This is a genomic window from Bacillus methanolicus MGA3, assembly GCF_000724485.1.
GTDB lineage: Bacteria > Bacillota > Bacilli > Bacillales > Cytobacillaceae > Bacillus_Z > Bacillus_Z methanolicus_A.
This window is the reverse complement of the sequence record NZ_CP007739.1, coordinates 2,204,704-2,219,975: the sequence shown is the minus strand read 5'-3', so window position 1 is coordinate 2,219,975 and position 15,272 is coordinate 2,204,704. Positions and strand designations below refer to the sequence as shown.

The window sequence follows — 15,272 nt, the reverse complement described above, 5'->3', positions numbered from 1 at the left end:
GAAATTTTAAGGAGGCAGGATCATGGTTGATTACAGCAAGATGCCGCACAATAAAATTTTATGCATTGATATGAAAAGCTTTTATGCAAGCTGTTCCGCTGTCATGCTTGGCCTTGATCCGCTTGAATGTTATTTGGCTGTTGTCGGGAATGTAGAACGGCAGGGAAGTGTCGTTCTTGCTGCATCTCCCCGGTTGAAAAAGGAATTTGGCGTTAAGACCGGTTCCCGGTTGTTTGAAATTCCTGATGATCCCCGTATCCAACTAGTAGAGCCGAAAATGGCAACGTATTTGCGGATTTCCACTGAAATTACCCGTGTATTTCACCGTTACGTCCCAAAAGAAGCGATTCATACTTACAGTGTCGATGAGAGTTTTATCCAAGTAGACGGCGTTATTGATCTCTGGGGTGATCCGATGACAATTGCGAAAAAAATCAGGGATGACCTTAAACGGGAGTTTCAGCTGCCGTGTGCGATTGGCATCGGTCCCAATATGCTTATGGCAAAGCTTTGCCTTGATCTTGAAGCAAAAAAACACGGGATTGCCGAATGGACATATGATGATGTGCCAAAAAAACTGTGGAACGTTTCCCCGCTCCGGGAAATGTGGGGAATCGGCAGACGTGTCGAGAAAACGCTCAACAGCATGGGCATTTTCACAGTCGGGCAATTGGCCCGCTACGACTTGAAAGCACTTGAAAAGAAATTTGGAATCATGGGGAACCAGCTTTATTATCATGCGTGGGGAGTCGATCTTTCCGATATCGGGGCGCCGATTATGGAAGGGCAGATCAGCTTTGGAAAAAGCCAGATCCTTTTGCGCGACTACAAGGAAGAGCATGAAATTAAAGCTGTCATATTGGAAATGTGTGAAGAGGTGGCGAGAAGAGCCCGAAACCATAAAAAAGCAGGAAGGACGATCAGCTTTGGCCTCGGCTACAGCCAGGATGAATTCGGCGGCGGTTTTTACCGCTCCCGGACGGTTGAGCAGCCGACAAACGTAACAATGGACCTTTACCGGGTTTGTCTGGATCTTTTTAATGAATTTTATGAAGGAAAAACAGTCCGAAAAATTTCCGTTTCACTTGGAAACATCGTCGATGATAATCAGATGCAGCTCAGCCTGTTTGATTTAAACGGCTGGAAAAAACACGAACTCGGTTATGCTGTCGATCGCATTCGCAGCCGGTTTGGATCAGGGGCATTGCTGCGGGCAGTTTCCTATACGGAAGCCGGAACAGCCAGACACCGGGCGACTCTCGTTGGCGGTCATAAAATGTAAATGAACTGGAGTGAGGTGGAGATATGATGATACGGGACCGAGGAAGAATAAAATGGACATCGATGATGCTTCCTGAACATGTAAAGCTGCTCAGAGACTGGGCAAAGGAAGATATGTACGAGAACAAAATGGAGCCCGATGAACAGCAGCTTGAAGTAATGAATGAAGTGATGGCGGAAGCAATGGAATTTGGAAAAAGCGTGGCAATTACGTATTACAGGGGACGGAGGTACCAGATCGTCATCGGCACGATTCATTACTGGGATGAAATAGCCAAAAAACTCCATGTGGTCGATCGTTTTGACGAAGTGCACCAGATTGAAATTTCAAATATTGCTGATGTCCGGTTTGCAGATGATTCCGCCAGATAAGAATGAACACTTTTTTACTGCAGGCAGAAATGCCAGTCGATTATTTTGAATAGATTTAAACAACAGGCAAAATGCTATAATAAGGTATACAACTAGGAAGGAGTCATTCAGGTGGAAATCACGTTAACAGAAGCGGCTGCCAGTAAACTCGAGGAGAAAACGGCGGGAAAAACAGGTTATTTAAAGTTAAAATACGATACAGACGGATGCGGCTGTGCCGTAAACGGTGTAACGGCTCTTTGGTACGTCAGCGAAACAGACAGTGACGACGAAGAGATTATTACAAACAGCAGAAGTATTTTTGTAGAGAAGTCGAAAAAAGTATTTCTAGATGAAAAAATGAAAATTGATTTTTTAGAAAGCGCTAATTGCTTTCAATTAAAAAGTCAGGGTGAGATATTAAATGGAAGAATGAGCTTTTTTGATAAAACAAAACCATAAGAATAAGATCAGGCAGGCCATTGATAAATCGGGCCTGTTTTTTGTTGTGTCAGACACTACTAGCACCAGGGGCAGTGAAATGCAACTGATATTAAATTCTAGCGCAAATTTTTGATGGGTGCGTTAGGGCACGCTGCACAAGACGGAATTCGTATTTTTGAAATTTTGTCACAAAAAATTCGTGAATTTTGTCACAAAGTGTTCAAAGCTTAGAAGCTCATGAGGCAAAACACGCTTTATACTATGAATATAGTGAAAATAGTGAAACTCAATCAAAAGAGAGGTGTGAACAAATGGAATTTGATAATGTCTTACTAAGCCGCATATTAACAACTTTAACGTTATCCTTCCACATTATTTTCGCAACAATTGGGGTTGGCATCCCTTTGATGGTTTCGATTGCGGAATTTATTGGAATTAAAAAGAACGATTCCCACTATTTATTGCTTGCCAGACGTTGGACACGCGGGTTTGTCATTACGGTAGCGGTTGGAGTAGTAACTGGAACATGTATTGGTTTGCAACTTTCACTTTTATGGCCGAGCTTTATGAAAATTGCAGGACAAGCGATTAGTTTGCCTTTATTTTTGGAAACATTCGCATTCTTCTTTGAAGCCATTTTCTTAGGAATTTATTTATATACGTGGGATCGATTTAAAAACCCGCTTTATCATTGGATGTTATCAATTCCGATTGTGCTTGGAGCCTCATTGTCTGCGTTCTTTATTACGACTGTAAATGCGTTTATGAACACACCACAAGGCTTCGAATTGGTAAATGGTGTGATTAAGACATTAGACCCTATCAAAGCTATGTTTAATCCGGCAACACCAACGAAAACCTTTCACGTGTTGGCAACTGCTTACGTAACATCTGCTTTCATCCTGGCCACGATTGCGGCAATCCAAATGTTAAGAGGAAGAATCACGGAGTATACGAAAAAAGCATTGCATTTAACGGTTACGTCAGCGTTTATTTTCGCCATACTAACAGGGATCGCAGGTGATTTGTCCGCGAAGTTCCTAGCAAAGTACCAGCCGGAAAAATTAGCTGCGATTGAATGGCATTTTGAAACAAAAAAAGGAGCAGATCTTGTTTTGTTCGGTGTATTAGATGAAAAAAAACAAGAGATCAAATATGCCATTCATATACCGAAGATGTTAAGCTTTTTATCTTTTAACAATTTTAACGGGGAAGTAATAGGGTTAAATGAGTTTCCAAAAGATGAAATTCCTCCATTATATATACACTACTTGTTTGACATTAAAGTAATGTTTGCTATGTTTATGGTCATTATATCTTTATTATATGTTGTTTTTTCCAAATGGAAAAAAGAATGGATGCATCATAAATGGCTGCTGCGTGCAATTGTTCTTTGCGGCCCTTTAGCAATGATTTCCATAGAATTAGGTTGGATTTTAACAGAAGTTGGCCGTCAGCCGTGGATTTTAAGAGGCTATATGAAAGTATCGGAAGCAGCAACAACCTCCAACGGAGTAGGAGAAATGTTGTGGTTGTTCCTTGGTTTGTATATACTGCTTGGCGTACTATGTACAGTTGTGCTTCGCAAAATGTTTATAAACAACCCTGCTGAAGCAGAGCTAGAGTATCGGTTCCATAAATAAGTACGGGAAGGAGGAATTTAAGGTGGAAATTCAATTAGTAGGGATAACCGTTCTTTGGTTGTTTCTTTATGGGTACTTAATTGTTGCTTCCGTTGATTTTGGTGCAGGATTTTTTGCATATTATGGCAAAATCACAAAACAAGATCATATTATAAATAAGCTTATTAGCCGTTATTTATCACCGGTATGGGAAGTAACGAACGTATTTTTTGTTTTTTTCTTTGTCGGAATTGTCGGATTCTTTCCTGATACAGCATACTATTTTGGAACAGCCTTGCTTGTACCGGGAAGTATTTCACTCGTTTTATTAGCGATTCGCGGTTCCTTTTATGCATTCAATAACTATGGTGCAAAAGATAATAACATTTATATGTTTTTGTATGGAGCAACAGGGCTGCTGATTCCTGCCTCGTTATCAACTGCTTTGACAATTTCAGAAGGCGGTTTTATTGAAAAAAGAGGAGACAAATTAGTTTTCTTAGCAAAAGAATTATTTACAAACCCTTATTCATGGAGTGTCGTTATTTTAGCGATTGTGTCTGTCTTATTTATAAGTGCCAGCTTCCTTACGTATTATGCTGACAGAGCAGAAGACCAAAAAGCGCTTGAGCTTTTGCGCGGATTTGCCCTTTTCTGGAGTCTGCCGACAATATTGGCCAGTTTCTTAGTGTTTGTTACGTTAAGACAACATAATTTCATTCACTTTGAAAATATTATCGTTCGTTACTGGTGGATGTTTGTGCTTTCCTTGTTTTGTTTCATCATCGCATCATTTTTGATTTGGATGCGTCGAAATTACGGGACGGCCTTTATTTTCGTTTTGTTTCAATTTTTCTTTGCGTTTTTTGGCTATGGAGCATCCCACTTGCCTTATCTTTTGTACCCTTACGTCACCATTTACAGCGGCTACACGAATGAGACAATGGGGATTGCGCTTGTCATAGCATTTATTTTAGGATTATTGCTATTAATCCCATCGATCATTTTGTTAATGCGATTATTCTTGTTTGATGCAGATTATGTTAAAGGGAAAAAATAGAAAGATTGAGATCTTATTCGTTGAAGTTAGAATGGATATTATTGATATAACAAAAAAAGAGGTGCGAACAGGCAGGCCATCGAAAACGAGGCCTGCTTTTTTATTACAGTGCGCCCAGGAAAGCGGCAGCTTTTCGAAGAGCTCCTTGAGGTCGCTTAGGTCTTGCAAATGAAGACAAAAAGAGGTTTCTCAAAAAGACAAGTACTCCGTTGTCGGATATTTTTTATGAACATAATTCTTCAAAAATTCATCAATCATCTTTTCATACTCTTCCTTATTCTCATTAAAAGATTGGGCATGTACACCGTTAGCTGCCATGAAAAGTTTTTTTGGCCCTTTTTTTCGTTCATACAAGGCTTCCGTCATCGATGACAGAATAAAATCGTCTTTTTTGCTATGAATAAATAAGATTGGATTTTTTATATTTTCAATTACGGATATTGGTGAGACTTCTTCAATGGAATATTGATCACGAAGGCGCAAAAACAAGTCAGCAACAGGCAAGAACAGTTTCGAAGGGAGTTTGAATTCCGTTTTTAACCGGTAGGCAAGCTGTTCTTTAAAATCGGAGAACGGGCAATCAGCAATGTAGAAATTGGCACCGTCCTCAAGCATTCCGGCATACAAGAGCATCGTTGCAGCTCCCATTGATTCACCGTGAATTCCAAGAAGAATATCAGGGCCTTTTTCTGATTTCAGCCAATCAACAACAGCTTTCAAATCAAACTTTTCGTAGTGGCCGAAACTGGTCGTTTTTCCGCCGGATTCTCCATGGCGGCGGTGGTCATAAATGAGGACATTAAAACCACGCTCTAAAAAAAGATTCATGTACTTAATCGAATTTATTTTGTTTTCCGTTACTCCATGGCTGATGATCATATAGTGATTTGTAAAGCACGGTTCTACTAAAACGGCTTTAATAAAGTAACCGAAAGGAGAAGCGATCATTATTTCCCGTTTTGGCAGCTTTTCATATTCAGACGGGTTCAGTCTCCCTGCTTTTTTTTCCCGTTCAAAAATGAACGTATCCTCTTTCTTTTTCATGTACATCAGGCGGTTTGTAAAATAAACACCGATTGATGATAAGAAAATAAGGAAAGAGAAAAGAAAACGGAATGCCTTTCTCAAAGACAATCCCTCCAAAAATGTAGTCTTCTTCATTTTACCATTACCCTTACAATTAATATATGAAAAGAACTAAGACTGTTACAAAAAGACAAAACCGCGGGGGCTTTGTCTTCTTAATTAAGGCTATTGCTTTGAATTTTGCCGCTTTGTCGGATGGATCGCTTTTTCAACTTCTTCTGCTGCAATCGTTTGTTTCACTGTATCAGCGACAGGCTTTCCTTTTTGGCTGTAGCCTTTTTCTCTTTGATCACTCATCGTCATTCTCCCTTCATGTTCTTCATCACTTTATAAGATGAGTTAACACACGAATGCTTATTCATCAAAAATTCATTAATTGGGTTGAGCGTTAAATCTGTAATAGGTGCTTTCAATCGGGTGGGAAAGATGAGGCTGGACAACTTCAATCGCGTGCAGTAGTTTTTCTAAATCAATGCCGGTCCGGATACCCATCCGTTCAAGCATGAAAACAACATCCTCTGTTGCTGCATTTCCCGCCGCACCTGGTGCAAATGGACAGCCGCCCAAACCTCCGGCAGATGTATCAAAGCGGGAAATCCCTGCCTGCAATGCTGCGAAAATGTTCGTTAAGGCCATTTTCCGGGTATCATGAAAGTGGGCTGTAAGCAATCTTTCTGGAAACGTTTTCTTTAATTTCGAAAATAATGAATAAGACTCATGGGGAGCCGCCATGCCGATTGTATCTGCCACACTCAGCTCGTCAGCGCCCGAAGCTACAAATTCTTCGCAAAGCTTGATTGTGTCCTCTTCAGAAATTTTTCCTTCATAGGGGCAGTAAAAGGCTGTCGAAATACAAGCACGGACAAAATATCCCTTCTCTTTCAGCTCTTTAATAATCGGTTTTGCTTCTTCCATACTTTCCTTCGTGGTTTTATTAATATTTTTTTGATTGAAGCTGTTGCTGACTCCGACGAATAAAGCGACTGCTTTACAGCCGGTCATATAAACTCGGTCGATTCCTTTGCGGTTTGGTGCCAGCACAATGTTTCTTGTTCCATCATCAAGACATTCTTCCGCAATTTCGGCCGCATCACTCATTTGTGGAACCCATTTCGGTGATACGAAAGAAGTCAGTTCCATTTCTTTCAATCCGGCAAGCCTCAATGCGTTAATAAACTTTTTTTTTGCATCAGTAGGTATAAAGTTATTTTCGTTTTGGAGACCGTCTCTCGGACCAACTTCAATAATTGTTACATGTTCAGGCAAATGTAAAGTCATGTTTTTCCCTCCTGTTCTCATATTTTATTTTAGGGGAGAAAAATTCAAAAAATCAAGAATAATAAAAATTTTCACAAAATAAAAGGTATTTTGTCCTTTTCACTCGAACTTACTAAGTATGAATACGTGATAGAAAGGATGAAGCAGACGGGGAACACGGAAGCAGTCATTGTGAGTGTTGTCAGAACAGCAATCGGCAGTTTTAACGCTACATTCAAAGATATTTCAGCTCCAGAGCTCGGCGCAGTCATAACAAAGGCGGAGCTGGAAAAAGCGGGAGTGAAACCGTAAAAATCAGAAAGCGTTTTCAATAAAGGAGTGAATGTGAATGAAGAAAATATGTACATCCTTCCATGAGGCTGTAGCTGACATTCATGACGGCGCCACACTTATGGTAGGCGGTTTCGGTCTTTGCGGAATTCCGGAAAACCTGATCTTGGCACTGGTTGAAAAAGGCGTAAAGGACTTAACAGTTATTTCTAATAATTGCGGCGTGGATGATTGGGGACTTGGGCTTCTTCTAAAAAACAAACAAATTAAAAAAATGGTTGGTTCTTATGTAGGGGAAAATAAAGAATTTGAGCGGCAAGTATTGACAGGAGAGATCGAAGTTGAATTAATCCCGCAAGGAACACTTGCGGAAAAAATTCGGGCTGGCGGAGCAGGAATTCCGGCGTTTTTCACCCCGGCTGGTGTCGGCACTCCGATTGCGGAAGGAAAAGAAACAAGAGTGTTTGACGGAAAAGAATATCTTCTTGAAGAAGCGCTTACAGCCGATTTTAGTCTTGTCCGTGCCTGGAAAGGTGATAAAATGGGCAATTTGATTTATCACAAGACGGCAAGAAACTTTAATCCAATGATCGCAGCAGCAGGAAAAACGACAATTGCGGAAGTTGAATCACTTTATGAAACAGGTGAATTTGATCCGAATATTATTCATACGCCAAGCATTTACGTTCAGGTACTGATTGAAGGAGAACAGGAGAAGCGAATTGAACGGCTTACAGTTAGGAAATAGTCTTTAAAAAAGGAGAGAAAGCATGAGCAATAACAAAGCGGCAGTTCGTGAAAGGATTGCCAGACGAGCAGAAAAAGAAATTGAAAATGGCTTTTATGTGAACCTTGGAATCGGGATGCCGACTCTTGTAGCCAATTATATTTCAGAAAATAAGCATGTTGTGCTGCAGTCGGAAAACGGTCTTCTTGGCATTGGCCCGTATCCTGCAGAGAATGAGGTCGATCCTGACTTAATTAATGCCGGAAAGGAAACTGTTACTGCTATTTCAGGAGCCTCTTATTTTGACAGTGCCGAGTCGTTCGCCATGATTCGAGGTGGGCATATTAATCTCGCCATCCTCGGGGGAATGGAAGTTTCAGAGAAAGGCGATCTGGCTAACTGGATGATTCCCGGCAAAATGATTAAAGGAATGGGCGGGGCAATGGATTTAGTTCATGGAGCACAAAAGATTATTGTGATTATGGAGCATACGAATAAAAACGGGGATTCTAAACTTTTGAAAGAATGCAGTCTGCCTCTTACAGGCAAGGGAGTTGTAGACCGGATTATTACAGAGCGAGCCGTTATTGATGTAACAGATTCCGGATTAAAGCTTATAGAAGTCGCAAAAGGTTTCACGGTTGAAGATATTGTCAATTCTACTGAAGCTGAGTTGATCATCGATGAAAAGGTATTGACTGACGCTTTTTAGTGTTTTTTCATGTAAAAAGGCAGGGTTAATTGATCCTGCCTTTTCATTTTTGCACTGAACTTCAGAAGGGGCTTATCCTGTTAAATTGCTGGAGGTAGTGTCTATGTTGGAGGTGTACACGTTTTTCTTTTAACTTGGGCAGGTGTTTTTTATGGCTGCGTGGAAAACTTCCCTTGAATTAAAAGACTTACGGTTTAGAACGTAAGAGCTGCATAAGTTCGTCTTTGTTTTGAATCAGATCTTCTAAGGTATACCCTTTTAAGACATTGATGAATGCTTGAATTGCTTCATAGAAAACAAATCTTAATTTACAAGAAGGTGAGATGAGACATTGATTAGCCTCGCGGTGAAAACACTCTACGATGTGAAAATCTTCCTCTGTGTGGGTTACGACTTCTCCGATATTGATGTCGCGAGGATTCTTTGCAAGTCGTATGCCGCCGTTTCGCCCCCGGATCGTCTCAATAAGACCAAGCTTTCCGAGTTCATGTATAACTTTCATTAAATGATTTTTTGAAATGTGATAGGCGTCAGCAATTTCTTTAATATTGCTCAATTCATTATCTTTTTTTAATGCCAGATATAATAAAACACGAATCGAGTAATCCGTATAATTTGTTAATCTCATTTCGCTAACCCCTTGGTTGATTTAAGGTATTCTTATCATAGCATGTTTCCTAACTATTGGTAAGCTTTATGCTCTGCGAATGAAGTACTTGCACTAAATGAAATGATTAACCACTTTTCCATCATGTTTACGTTTGAAATTGTGACAAATTTTTAAAAGATGTATTTAAAATATATCTTTTTGTGGCGAATTCTTTTACTATAAAGATGTATTTTAAATGCATTTTTTAAAAGGGTGAGAGATAATGTTAAGTGAGAAAACGATTGAAATTGTAAAAAGTACTGTTCCTGTATTGGAAAAACACGGCGAAGATATTACAAAGCATTTTTATGCAACGATGTTAAAGGCACATCCAGAACTGTTAAATATTTTTAACCATACGAATCAAAAAATAGGCAGACAGCAATCCGCTTTAGCCAATGCCGTTTATGCATTTGCTGTTCACATTGACCAGCTTGAAAAAATCATACCTGATGTGAAACTAATCGCCCATAAACACCGCAGCCTAGGAATCAAACCTGAGCATTATCCAATTGTAGGAAAGTATTTAATAGCAGCGATTAAAGATGTATTAAAAGATGCGGCTACAGATGAAATCATTCAAGCATGGACAGAAGCATACGGTGTTCTTGCAGATACATTCATTTCCATTGAGAAAGAGATGTATGAAGAAGCGGAAAGCAAAAAAGGCGGATGGAGAGATTTCAAAGAATTTTATGTTGCAAACAAGATAAAAGAAAGTGAAGTCATTACATCTTTCTATATAAAACCAAAAGACGGATCAAAGGTAGCTTCTTTCTTGCCAGGTCAGTATATTAGTGTTCGTGTCAAAACCCCGGGCAGTGAATATACACAAATTCGCCAATACAGTTTATCTGATGCTCCGAATGGAGAGTATTATCGTATTTCGGTTAAGCGTGAAGCTGAAGAACACAAACCAAAGGGAATTGTTTCTAATTACTTGCATGACTTTGTGAATGAGGGAGATACAATTGAAGTAAGTGTTCCTGCAGGAGACTTTGTATTGAATTTGGATAATAAAAAGCCTCTCGTACTAATCAGCGGTGGAGTAGGGATCACACCATTAATGAGTATGTTAAAAGTTGCTTCAAAAGAACAGCCAGAACGTGATATCACATTTATCCATGCAGCAAGAAATGGACGATACCATGCGCTTCGTGAAGAAGCATCTTCATTAGGTGCAAAAGTTCTTTTCTGCTATTCAGATCCGACTGAAGAAGATATTGCTGCACAAAATTTTGATAAAAAGGGATATATTACGTCTGAATGGTTGCAAGAAGTGATTGAAAACAAAGATGCTGATTACTATATTTGCGGACCTGTTCCATTTATGAAAGCCGTATATCAAGCATTAGTAGATATAGGTGTAAAAGAAGAAGCCATTCATTACGAATTCTTCGGACCAAGTATGAAACTATAAAATAATGGTTGTACTCTCGAAAGAGAATAAGAAAAGGTTAAAAGAGCTTCCAGTGCATACTGTGGGCTCTTTTTCATATTATAGTATTATGATGTATCTTCCTGTTATTTTTTATATTAGGAATGTTATAATAAGTTTCAAATTAAATGGTAATGGGGAATGAAGTATGAAAAGGCAGCCATCGAATCATAAACCGAAAAAAGATGAAAGCATTGTTACGTTAGGCGAAATGCTGAATCAAGATTTGATGAAGCAATTAAAAGAAAAACAAAGAGAACTGAAAGCAGAAGAAGAACGAAGACAGAAAGAAGAAGAACAAAGAAAAAGAGAAGAACGGCGCCAGCGGGAAAAAAATAAGTCATTTGAAGAATTGTTATCAGAAAGCAATTTAAACTGGAAGGAATTTAAATAGTATGCCTTTCTGAAAAGTGGAATTGATTCCATGATTCGGCAAAGTGGATCATAAACTCTTAAAAGTGGCTCATAAACTATAAAAAAGTCGCTCATAAATTTTCAAAACTGGCTTATAAATTAATAATAGCGACGAATAAACCCAAGATAAGCAGCATATTGTATCTGAAAAATGCCAGGCTGAACCGATTTTATCGTCCAGCCTGGCATTTTATGTATTATCGATGCTGCTCATACTTGTTTGCTTTTGTTAAAGATCGAATGAGTTCCACTTCCTTCTGTGTAAGCGGCTCGCTCTTGACAGCCCGTGCATTTTCTCTTACTTGCTGCACGGAACTGGCACCGGCTATTACCGAGGCTACGGCAGGATGGGACAAATTGTATTGTAAGGAGATTTCAGTAAGAGACCTGGAACCGGCAACTTTTTCTTTTAAAGCTGTCAAGACTTGTCCCAATTCTTCATAACTGTAGTCCAAATACCCATTTTCTTTGACTGATTTTGAGGCTTTTTCAAGCATTTTTTCACTTAACAAGCCTTTTGCAACAGGTCCACGCGAAACAACACTTATTTGATGGTTATTTAGTAGAGAAAGGGCCTCTTCTTCTGGACGGCGGTCCAAAATGCTGTACTGCATCATAACGGAAACAATATTAGACTTTTTCACATATTCGCGGATCACATTCGGGCGTATGGATGAAATTCCGTAATATCGGATAATTCCTTCTTCTTTTAATTCTTCAAATGCTTCGATCGTCTCATCAATCGGATCGTCAATTGTTCCGCCATGGAGCTGGAAAAGATCGATATAATCCGTTCCAAGCCGTTTTAAACTTTGTTTCGCAGCTTCTTTTATATACTCTTTGGAAGGATCCCATCTCCAGCTGGCCTTGTCGTCATTCCATCGGTTTCCAGCTTTCGTCGCAATAATTACTTTTTCTCGGACCTCTTTCAATGATTGACCGACGATTTTTTCATTTTCGCCAAAATCATATAAATCGGCTGTATCGAAGTAATTGATGCCCTCCTCAAGTGCAGCCTCAATAATTTTTCTCGCTGCTTTTTGATCCGTGCCAAGGGACATGCATCCGAGACCGAGCTTGCTTACCATCAAGTCTGATTTTCCAAGTCGTCTTTTTTCCAAAAAATTCACCTCGATTCATGTGTTTGATTTCATTTTAACGAACCTATTGAAAGAAGCACAAATGAAATGGCTATTTTTGAGCGAGGGCAGAAGGCTGAATCAATCTTCCACTAAAGTTTGCTTCCATTAACAAACCAGATTATTATGAACGTTTTATTTATTCTATACTCTTCCAACTAAAGTATGGTAAAATGTATGAACATAATTTAAGTTAATAGAAAAGGAGTGTAAATAAATGGGAAAATTATTTGAGGAAAAAACAATAAAAACAGAACAAATTTTTTCGGGAAGAGTTGTCAAATTGCAGGTAGACGATGTAGAGCTTCCAAATGGACAAACATCCAAGCGGGAGATTGTTAGACATCCTGGTGCTGTAGCAGTAATCGCAATAACAAACGAAAATAAAATCGTGATGGTGGAACAATACCGGAAGCCACTCGAAAAATCAATAGTTGAAATTCCTGCCGGCAAATTGGAAAAAGGTGAAGATCCTCGTATTACCGCATTGCGCGAGTTAGAAGAGGAAACAGGATATGAATGCGAACAAATGGAATGGCTGATTTCTTTTGCCACATCACCTGGTTTTGCGGATGAAATTATTCATATATATGTAGCAAAAGGACTATCTAAAAAGGAAAATGCAGCCGGACTAGATGAGGATGAGTTTGTTGATCTTATTGAACTGACACTTGACGAAGCCCTTCAATATATAAAAGAACAAAGAATCTACGATTCAAAAACCGTAATTGCCGTTCAATATTTGCAGCTTCAAGAGGCTCTCAAAAATAAATGAATCAATATTATGTAGACCTGCATATCCATATAGGCAGAACAAAATCTGGAAAAGCCGTTAAAATAACTGGCGCAAAAACACTGACATTTTCAAACATTATCAAGCATGCGAGAGATGAAAAAGGCCTTCACATGATCGGGGTAATCGACTGCCATTCACCTGAGGTTTTGGTGGAAATTCACTCATTATTAAAAAATGGTTTTTTGACGGAATATTCGGACGGCAGATTGATGTATGAAGGCATGTCAATAATCCCAGGATCAGAATTGGAAGTTTTTGATGCCAATTGCAAAGGACCTATCCATGTGCTTTGCTATTTTTCAGGATTGAATTCCATGAGAATTTTCTCAAGATGGCTGGAACATCATGTGAAAAATATCAATCTCAGCTCACAAAGAATTTATGCTTCGGGAAAAGAATTGCAGCATAAAGTAAAAGAATTGGGCGGGCTTTTTATACCTGCCCATATTTTTACTCCTTTTAAAAGCCTCTATGGCAGCGGTGTCGAGCAATCTTTTGCAGAAGTGTTTGAACCTGAACTAATCGATGGATTTGAACTTGGCCTGAGTGCTAATACATCGATGGCAGACCAGCTTGGTGAATTGCACGAATATCCGTTCCTCACAAATTCTGATGCTCATTCCCTTGGCAAAATCGCTCGGGAATATCAAATAATTCAAATGAAAGAGCCTTCTTTTGCAGAGCTTAGAAAAGCATTACAAGGTGAAGGAGAACCAAAGATCATTGCAAATTACGGGATGGATCCTCGCCTTGGAAAATACCACCAAACGGTCTGTGCTAAGTGTTTTTCTTCCGCTGATCTTGAAAGCAAAAGGTGCAAACATTGCGGTCATTCTAGAATAATAAAAGGAGTATCCGACCGGATTCATGAATTGAAAACAGCAAATAAAGGCCCAGCTGGCAGGCCTCCATACATACACCAAGTACCGCTTGAATTCATTCCAGGTCTTGGTCCAAAATTGCGGGCAAAACTTCTTGATCATTTTGGAACGGAAATGAAAATTCTCCATGAAGTTTCATTTCATGCTCTAAAGGAAGTCGTGCCGGAAAAAATCGCAGCATTTATAGTGAAAGCCCGTTCCGGCGATTTAAGCTTACAGGCCGGCGGCGGCGGAAAGTTCGGCAAAATTTCTAAATAGCAATAGAACAGCCTTCCCTGGTGAGGGCTATTTTTATGAAAAATTGATGCCTGGTACAATTTCTAGATAAACAAAACATGCCCAAAATTTCCTCATAGTTTAGGTTATACATTTCAGAGACAAGCATATGAATTTAATAACCGATTAATAGGAGGAAGGGCAATGAAGAAAAAAATGTACCAGAACGCTGCAGCCAACCATTTTCGCGAGCATTCCTCAATTTATTTATTTATTATTGTATTGTTCTTGATGGGAGTTATTTTTGGTGCAATTGTTGTTAATAGCTTAAGTTTCAATCAAAAAGAAGATTTATTTTATTATTTGTCACAGTTTTTTGACCAGGTTTCCGATGGCAAGGTGGCCGACGCCAATGATTTATTTATCCAAAGCTTTTTTCATAACAGCAAATTTATCGGGTTGATCTGGGTGCTGGGCATATCTATTATCGGCCTGCCGGTTATCTTAATTTTATTATTTATAAAAGGATTGGTCATCGGATTTACTGTCGGTTTTCTCGTGAACCAAATGGGATGGAAAGGTTTTATCCTTTCATTCGTTTCCGTGCTGCCGCAAAACTTAATTATTATTCCAATCTTTATTATTACTGCAACACTGTCGGTTAGCTTTTCCTTAAAAATGATTCGCAGGCAGTTTCTTAAAAAAGTCAGCCAGCCTGTAATGCCGTTATTTGGCCGATATGTACTTGCATTTTTTGCAGCAGTCGTACTTATTTCAGCAGCAGCCGGGATAGAAGCATATATCTCACCTGTTTTAATGAAGGCGATTGTAAGCTCTCGACAATGAACAAATGTAGAGGAATACTGCTCTTTGACGGGCAGTTCTTTTTTATGTAAATATTTTAAAAT

18 protein-coding genes are annotated in these 15,272 nt (G+C 39.2%); 13 read left to right on the top strand and 5 right to left on the bottom strand.

The window, feature by feature from the left end; translation table 11 throughout:
- Nucleotides 1–22: 22 nt before the first annotated feature.
- The 5 genes from BMMGA3_RS10755 to BMMGA3_RS10735 all read left to right on the top strand — a co-directional run bounded on the left by BMMGA3_RS10755 (nucleotide 23) and on the right by BMMGA3_RS10735 (nucleotide 4,758).
- A complete protein-coding gene (locus tag BMMGA3_RS10755; protein WP_004435477.1) occupies nucleotides 23–1,282 on the top strand; it encodes a Y-family DNA polymerase in 1,260 nt (419 codons plus the stop codon).
- Between the two features lie 26 nt (nucleotides 1,283–1,308).
- Complete coding sequence (locus BMMGA3_RS10750) at nucleotides 1,309–1,653, top strand: YolD-like family protein (RefSeq protein WP_004435474.1); 345 nt, start codon at nucleotides 1,309–1,311, stop codon at nucleotides 1,651–1,653.
- Between the two features lie 111 nt (nucleotides 1,654–1,764).
- Entirely contained in the window at nucleotides 1,765–2,094 is a 330-nt protein-coding gene (locus BMMGA3_RS10745; protein WP_004435472.1) for an iron-sulfur cluster biosynthesis family protein, read from the top strand.
- A 293-nt stretch (nucleotides 2,095–2,387) separates the two neighbouring features.
- Entirely contained in the window at nucleotides 2,388–3,719 is a 1,332-nt protein-coding gene (locus tag BMMGA3_RS10740) for a cytochrome ubiquinol oxidase subunit I (protein ID WP_004435471.1), read from the top strand.
- A 22-nt stretch (nucleotides 3,720–3,741) separates the two neighbouring features.
- The gene (locus BMMGA3_RS10735; RefSeq protein WP_004435469.1) at nucleotides 3,742–4,758 is read left to right on the top strand and encodes a cytochrome d ubiquinol oxidase subunit II; all 1,017 of its coding nucleotides are present in this window, start codon (nucleotides 3,742–3,744) and stop codon (nucleotides 4,756–4,758) included.
- Between the two features lie 189 nt (nucleotides 4,759–4,947).
- Here the strand turns inward: BMMGA3_RS10735 and BMMGA3_RS10730 are convergent, their stop codons facing one another.
- From BMMGA3_RS10730 to BMMGA3_RS10725, 3 genes are all read right to left on the bottom strand, one after another.
- The gene (locus BMMGA3_RS10730) at nucleotides 4,948–5,886 is read right to left on the bottom strand and encodes an alpha/beta hydrolase (RefSeq protein ID WP_004435467.1); all 939 of its coding nucleotides are present in this window, start codon (nucleotides 5,884–5,886) and stop codon (nucleotides 4,948–4,950) included.
- Nucleotides 5,887–6,009: 123 nt separating this feature from the next.
- Complete coding sequence (locus tag BMMGA3_RS18455; RefSeq protein WP_004435464.1) at nucleotides 6,010–6,141, bottom strand: hypothetical protein; 132 nt, start codon at nucleotides 6,139–6,141, stop codon at nucleotides 6,010–6,012.
- 75 nt (nucleotides 6,142–6,216) lie between these two features.
- The gene (locus BMMGA3_RS10725) at nucleotides 6,217–7,122 is read right to left on the bottom strand and encodes a hydroxymethylglutaryl-CoA lyase (RefSeq protein WP_004435463.1); all 906 of its coding nucleotides are present in this window, start codon (nucleotides 7,120–7,122) and stop codon (nucleotides 6,217–6,219) included.
- A gap of 138 nt (nucleotides 7,123–7,260) precedes the next feature.
- Between BMMGA3_RS10725 and BMMGA3_RS17940 the strand changes: the two genes are divergently transcribed.
- From BMMGA3_RS17940 to BMMGA3_RS10715, 3 genes are read left to right on the top strand one after another with little or no spacing between them, the layout of a single operon-like run.
- Nucleotides 7,261–7,413 (top strand): thiolase family protein, encoded by a 153-nt coding sequence (locus BMMGA3_RS17940; RefSeq protein ID WP_004435460.1) that lies wholly within the window; start codon nucleotides 7,261–7,263, stop codon nucleotides 7,411–7,413.
- 37 nt (nucleotides 7,414–7,450) lie between these two features.
- A complete protein-coding gene (locus BMMGA3_RS10720) occupies nucleotides 7,451–8,140 on the top strand; it encodes a CoA transferase subunit A (RefSeq protein WP_004435459.1) in 690 nt (229 codons plus the stop codon).
- Nucleotides 8,141–8,162: 22 nt separating this feature from the next.
- Nucleotides 8,163–8,831, top strand: a complete 669-nt coding sequence (locus BMMGA3_RS10715; protein ID WP_004435458.1) for a CoA transferase subunit B — start codon at nucleotides 8,163–8,165, stop codon at nucleotides 8,829–8,831.
- Nucleotides 8,832–9,018: 187 nt separating this feature from the next.
- On the opposite strand, the gene BMMGA3_RS10710 is transcribed toward BMMGA3_RS10715, so the two are convergent.
- Nucleotides 9,019–9,459 carry an RrF2 family transcriptional regulator gene (locus BMMGA3_RS10710; protein WP_004435450.1) on the bottom strand — a complete coding sequence of 147 codons (441 nt, stop codon included), beginning with the start codon at nucleotides 9,457–9,459 and terminating at the stop codon, nucleotides 9,019–9,021.
- Between the two features lie 244 nt (nucleotides 9,460–9,703).
- On the opposite strand from BMMGA3_RS10710, the gene hmpA reads away from it, so the two are divergent.
- Complete coding sequence (hmpA, locus tag BMMGA3_RS10705; RefSeq protein WP_004435447.1) at nucleotides 9,704–10,900, top strand: NO-inducible flavohemoprotein; 1,197 nt, start codon at nucleotides 9,704–9,706, stop codon at nucleotides 10,898–10,900.
- 166 nt (nucleotides 10,901–11,066) lie between these two features.
- Complete coding sequence (locus BMMGA3_RS10700) at nucleotides 11,067–11,312, top strand: YqkE family protein (RefSeq protein WP_004435445.1); 246 nt, start codon at nucleotides 11,067–11,069, stop codon at nucleotides 11,310–11,312.
- A 217-nt stretch (nucleotides 11,313–11,529) separates the two neighbouring features.
- Here the strand turns inward: BMMGA3_RS10700 and BMMGA3_RS10695 are convergent, their stop codons facing one another.
- Nucleotides 11,530–12,453, bottom strand: coding sequence for an aldo/keto reductase (locus BMMGA3_RS10695; RefSeq protein ID WP_004435443.1), 924 nt, complete (start codon nucleotides 12,451–12,453; stop codon nucleotides 11,530–11,532).
- A gap of 235 nt (nucleotides 12,454–12,688) precedes the next feature.
- Here BMMGA3_RS10695 and BMMGA3_RS10690 point away from each other — a divergent pair, with 235 nt between their 5' ends.
- The 3 genes from BMMGA3_RS10690 (at nucleotide 12,689) to spoIIM (ending at nucleotide 15,210) form a co-directional block, all read left to right on the top strand.
- Nucleotides 12,689–13,246: an NUDIX domain-containing protein gene (locus BMMGA3_RS10690; protein ID WP_004435441.1), complete on the top strand. Its 558-nt coding sequence runs from the start codon at nucleotides 12,689–12,691 to the stop codon at nucleotides 13,244–13,246.
- A complete protein-coding gene (locus BMMGA3_RS10685) occupies nucleotides 13,243–14,406 on the top strand; it encodes an endonuclease Q family protein (protein WP_004435439.1) in 1,164 nt (387 codons plus the stop codon). Before BMMGA3_RS10690 ends, BMMGA3_RS10685 begins: the two co-directional genes overlap by 4 nt.
- Before the next feature lie 162 nt (nucleotides 14,407–14,568).
- On the top strand, nucleotides 14,569–15,210 hold the full coding sequence (gene spoIIM, locus BMMGA3_RS10680; protein WP_004435436.1) for a stage II sporulation protein M: 642 nt from the start codon (nucleotides 14,569–14,571) through the stop codon (nucleotides 15,208–15,210).
- The last annotated feature ends 62 nt before the right edge of the window (nucleotides 15,211–15,272 follow it).

Coding starts and splice junctions, on each gene's coding strand:
- BMMGA3_RS10755 (WP_004435477.1), top strand. CDS start 23: ATGGTTGATTACAGCAAGATGCCGCACAATAAAATTTTATGCATTGAT.
- BMMGA3_RS10750 (WP_004435474.1), top strand. CDS start 1,309: ATGATACGGGACCGAGGAAGAATAAAATGGACATCGATGATGCTTCCT.
- BMMGA3_RS10740 (WP_004435471.1), top strand. CDS start 2,388: ATGGAATTTGATAATGTCTTACTAAGCCGCATATTAACAACTTTAACG.
- BMMGA3_RS18455 (WP_004435464.1), bottom strand. CDS start 6,141: ATGAGTGATCAAAGAGAAAAAGGCTACAGCCAAAAAGGAAAGCCTGTC.
- BMMGA3_RS10725 (WP_004435463.1), bottom strand. CDS start 7,122: ATGACTTTACATTTGCCTGAACATGTAACAATTATTGAAGTTGGTCCG.
- BMMGA3_RS17940 (WP_004435460.1), top strand. CDS start 7,261: ATGAAGCAGACGGGGAACACGGAAGCAGTCATTGTGAGTGTTGTCAGA.
- BMMGA3_RS10720 (WP_004435459.1), top strand. CDS start 7,451: ATGAAGAAAATATGTACATCCTTCCATGAGGCTGTAGCTGACATTCAT.
- BMMGA3_RS10715 (WP_004435458.1), top strand. CDS start 8,163: ATGAGCAATAACAAAGCGGCAGTTCGTGAAAGGATTGCCAGACGAGCA.
- BMMGA3_RS10710 (WP_004435450.1), bottom strand. CDS start 9,459: ATGAGATTAACAAATTATACGGATTACTCGATTCGTGTTTTATTATAT.
- hmpA (WP_004435447.1), top strand. CDS start 9,704: ATGTTAAGTGAGAAAACGATTGAAATTGTAAAAAGTACTGTTCCTGTA.
- BMMGA3_RS10700 (WP_004435445.1), top strand. CDS start 11,067: ATGAAAAGGCAGCCATCGAATCATAAACCGAAAAAAGATGAAAGCATT.
- BMMGA3_RS10690 (WP_004435441.1), top strand. CDS start 12,689: ATGGGAAAATTATTTGAGGAAAAAACAATAAAAACAGAACAAATTTTT.
- BMMGA3_RS10685 (WP_004435439.1), top strand. CDS start 13,243: ATGAATCAATATTATGTAGACCTGCATATCCATATAGGCAGAACAAAA.
- spoIIM (WP_004435436.1), top strand. CDS start 14,569: ATGAAGAAAAAAATGTACCAGAACGCTGCAGCCAACCATTTTCGCGAG.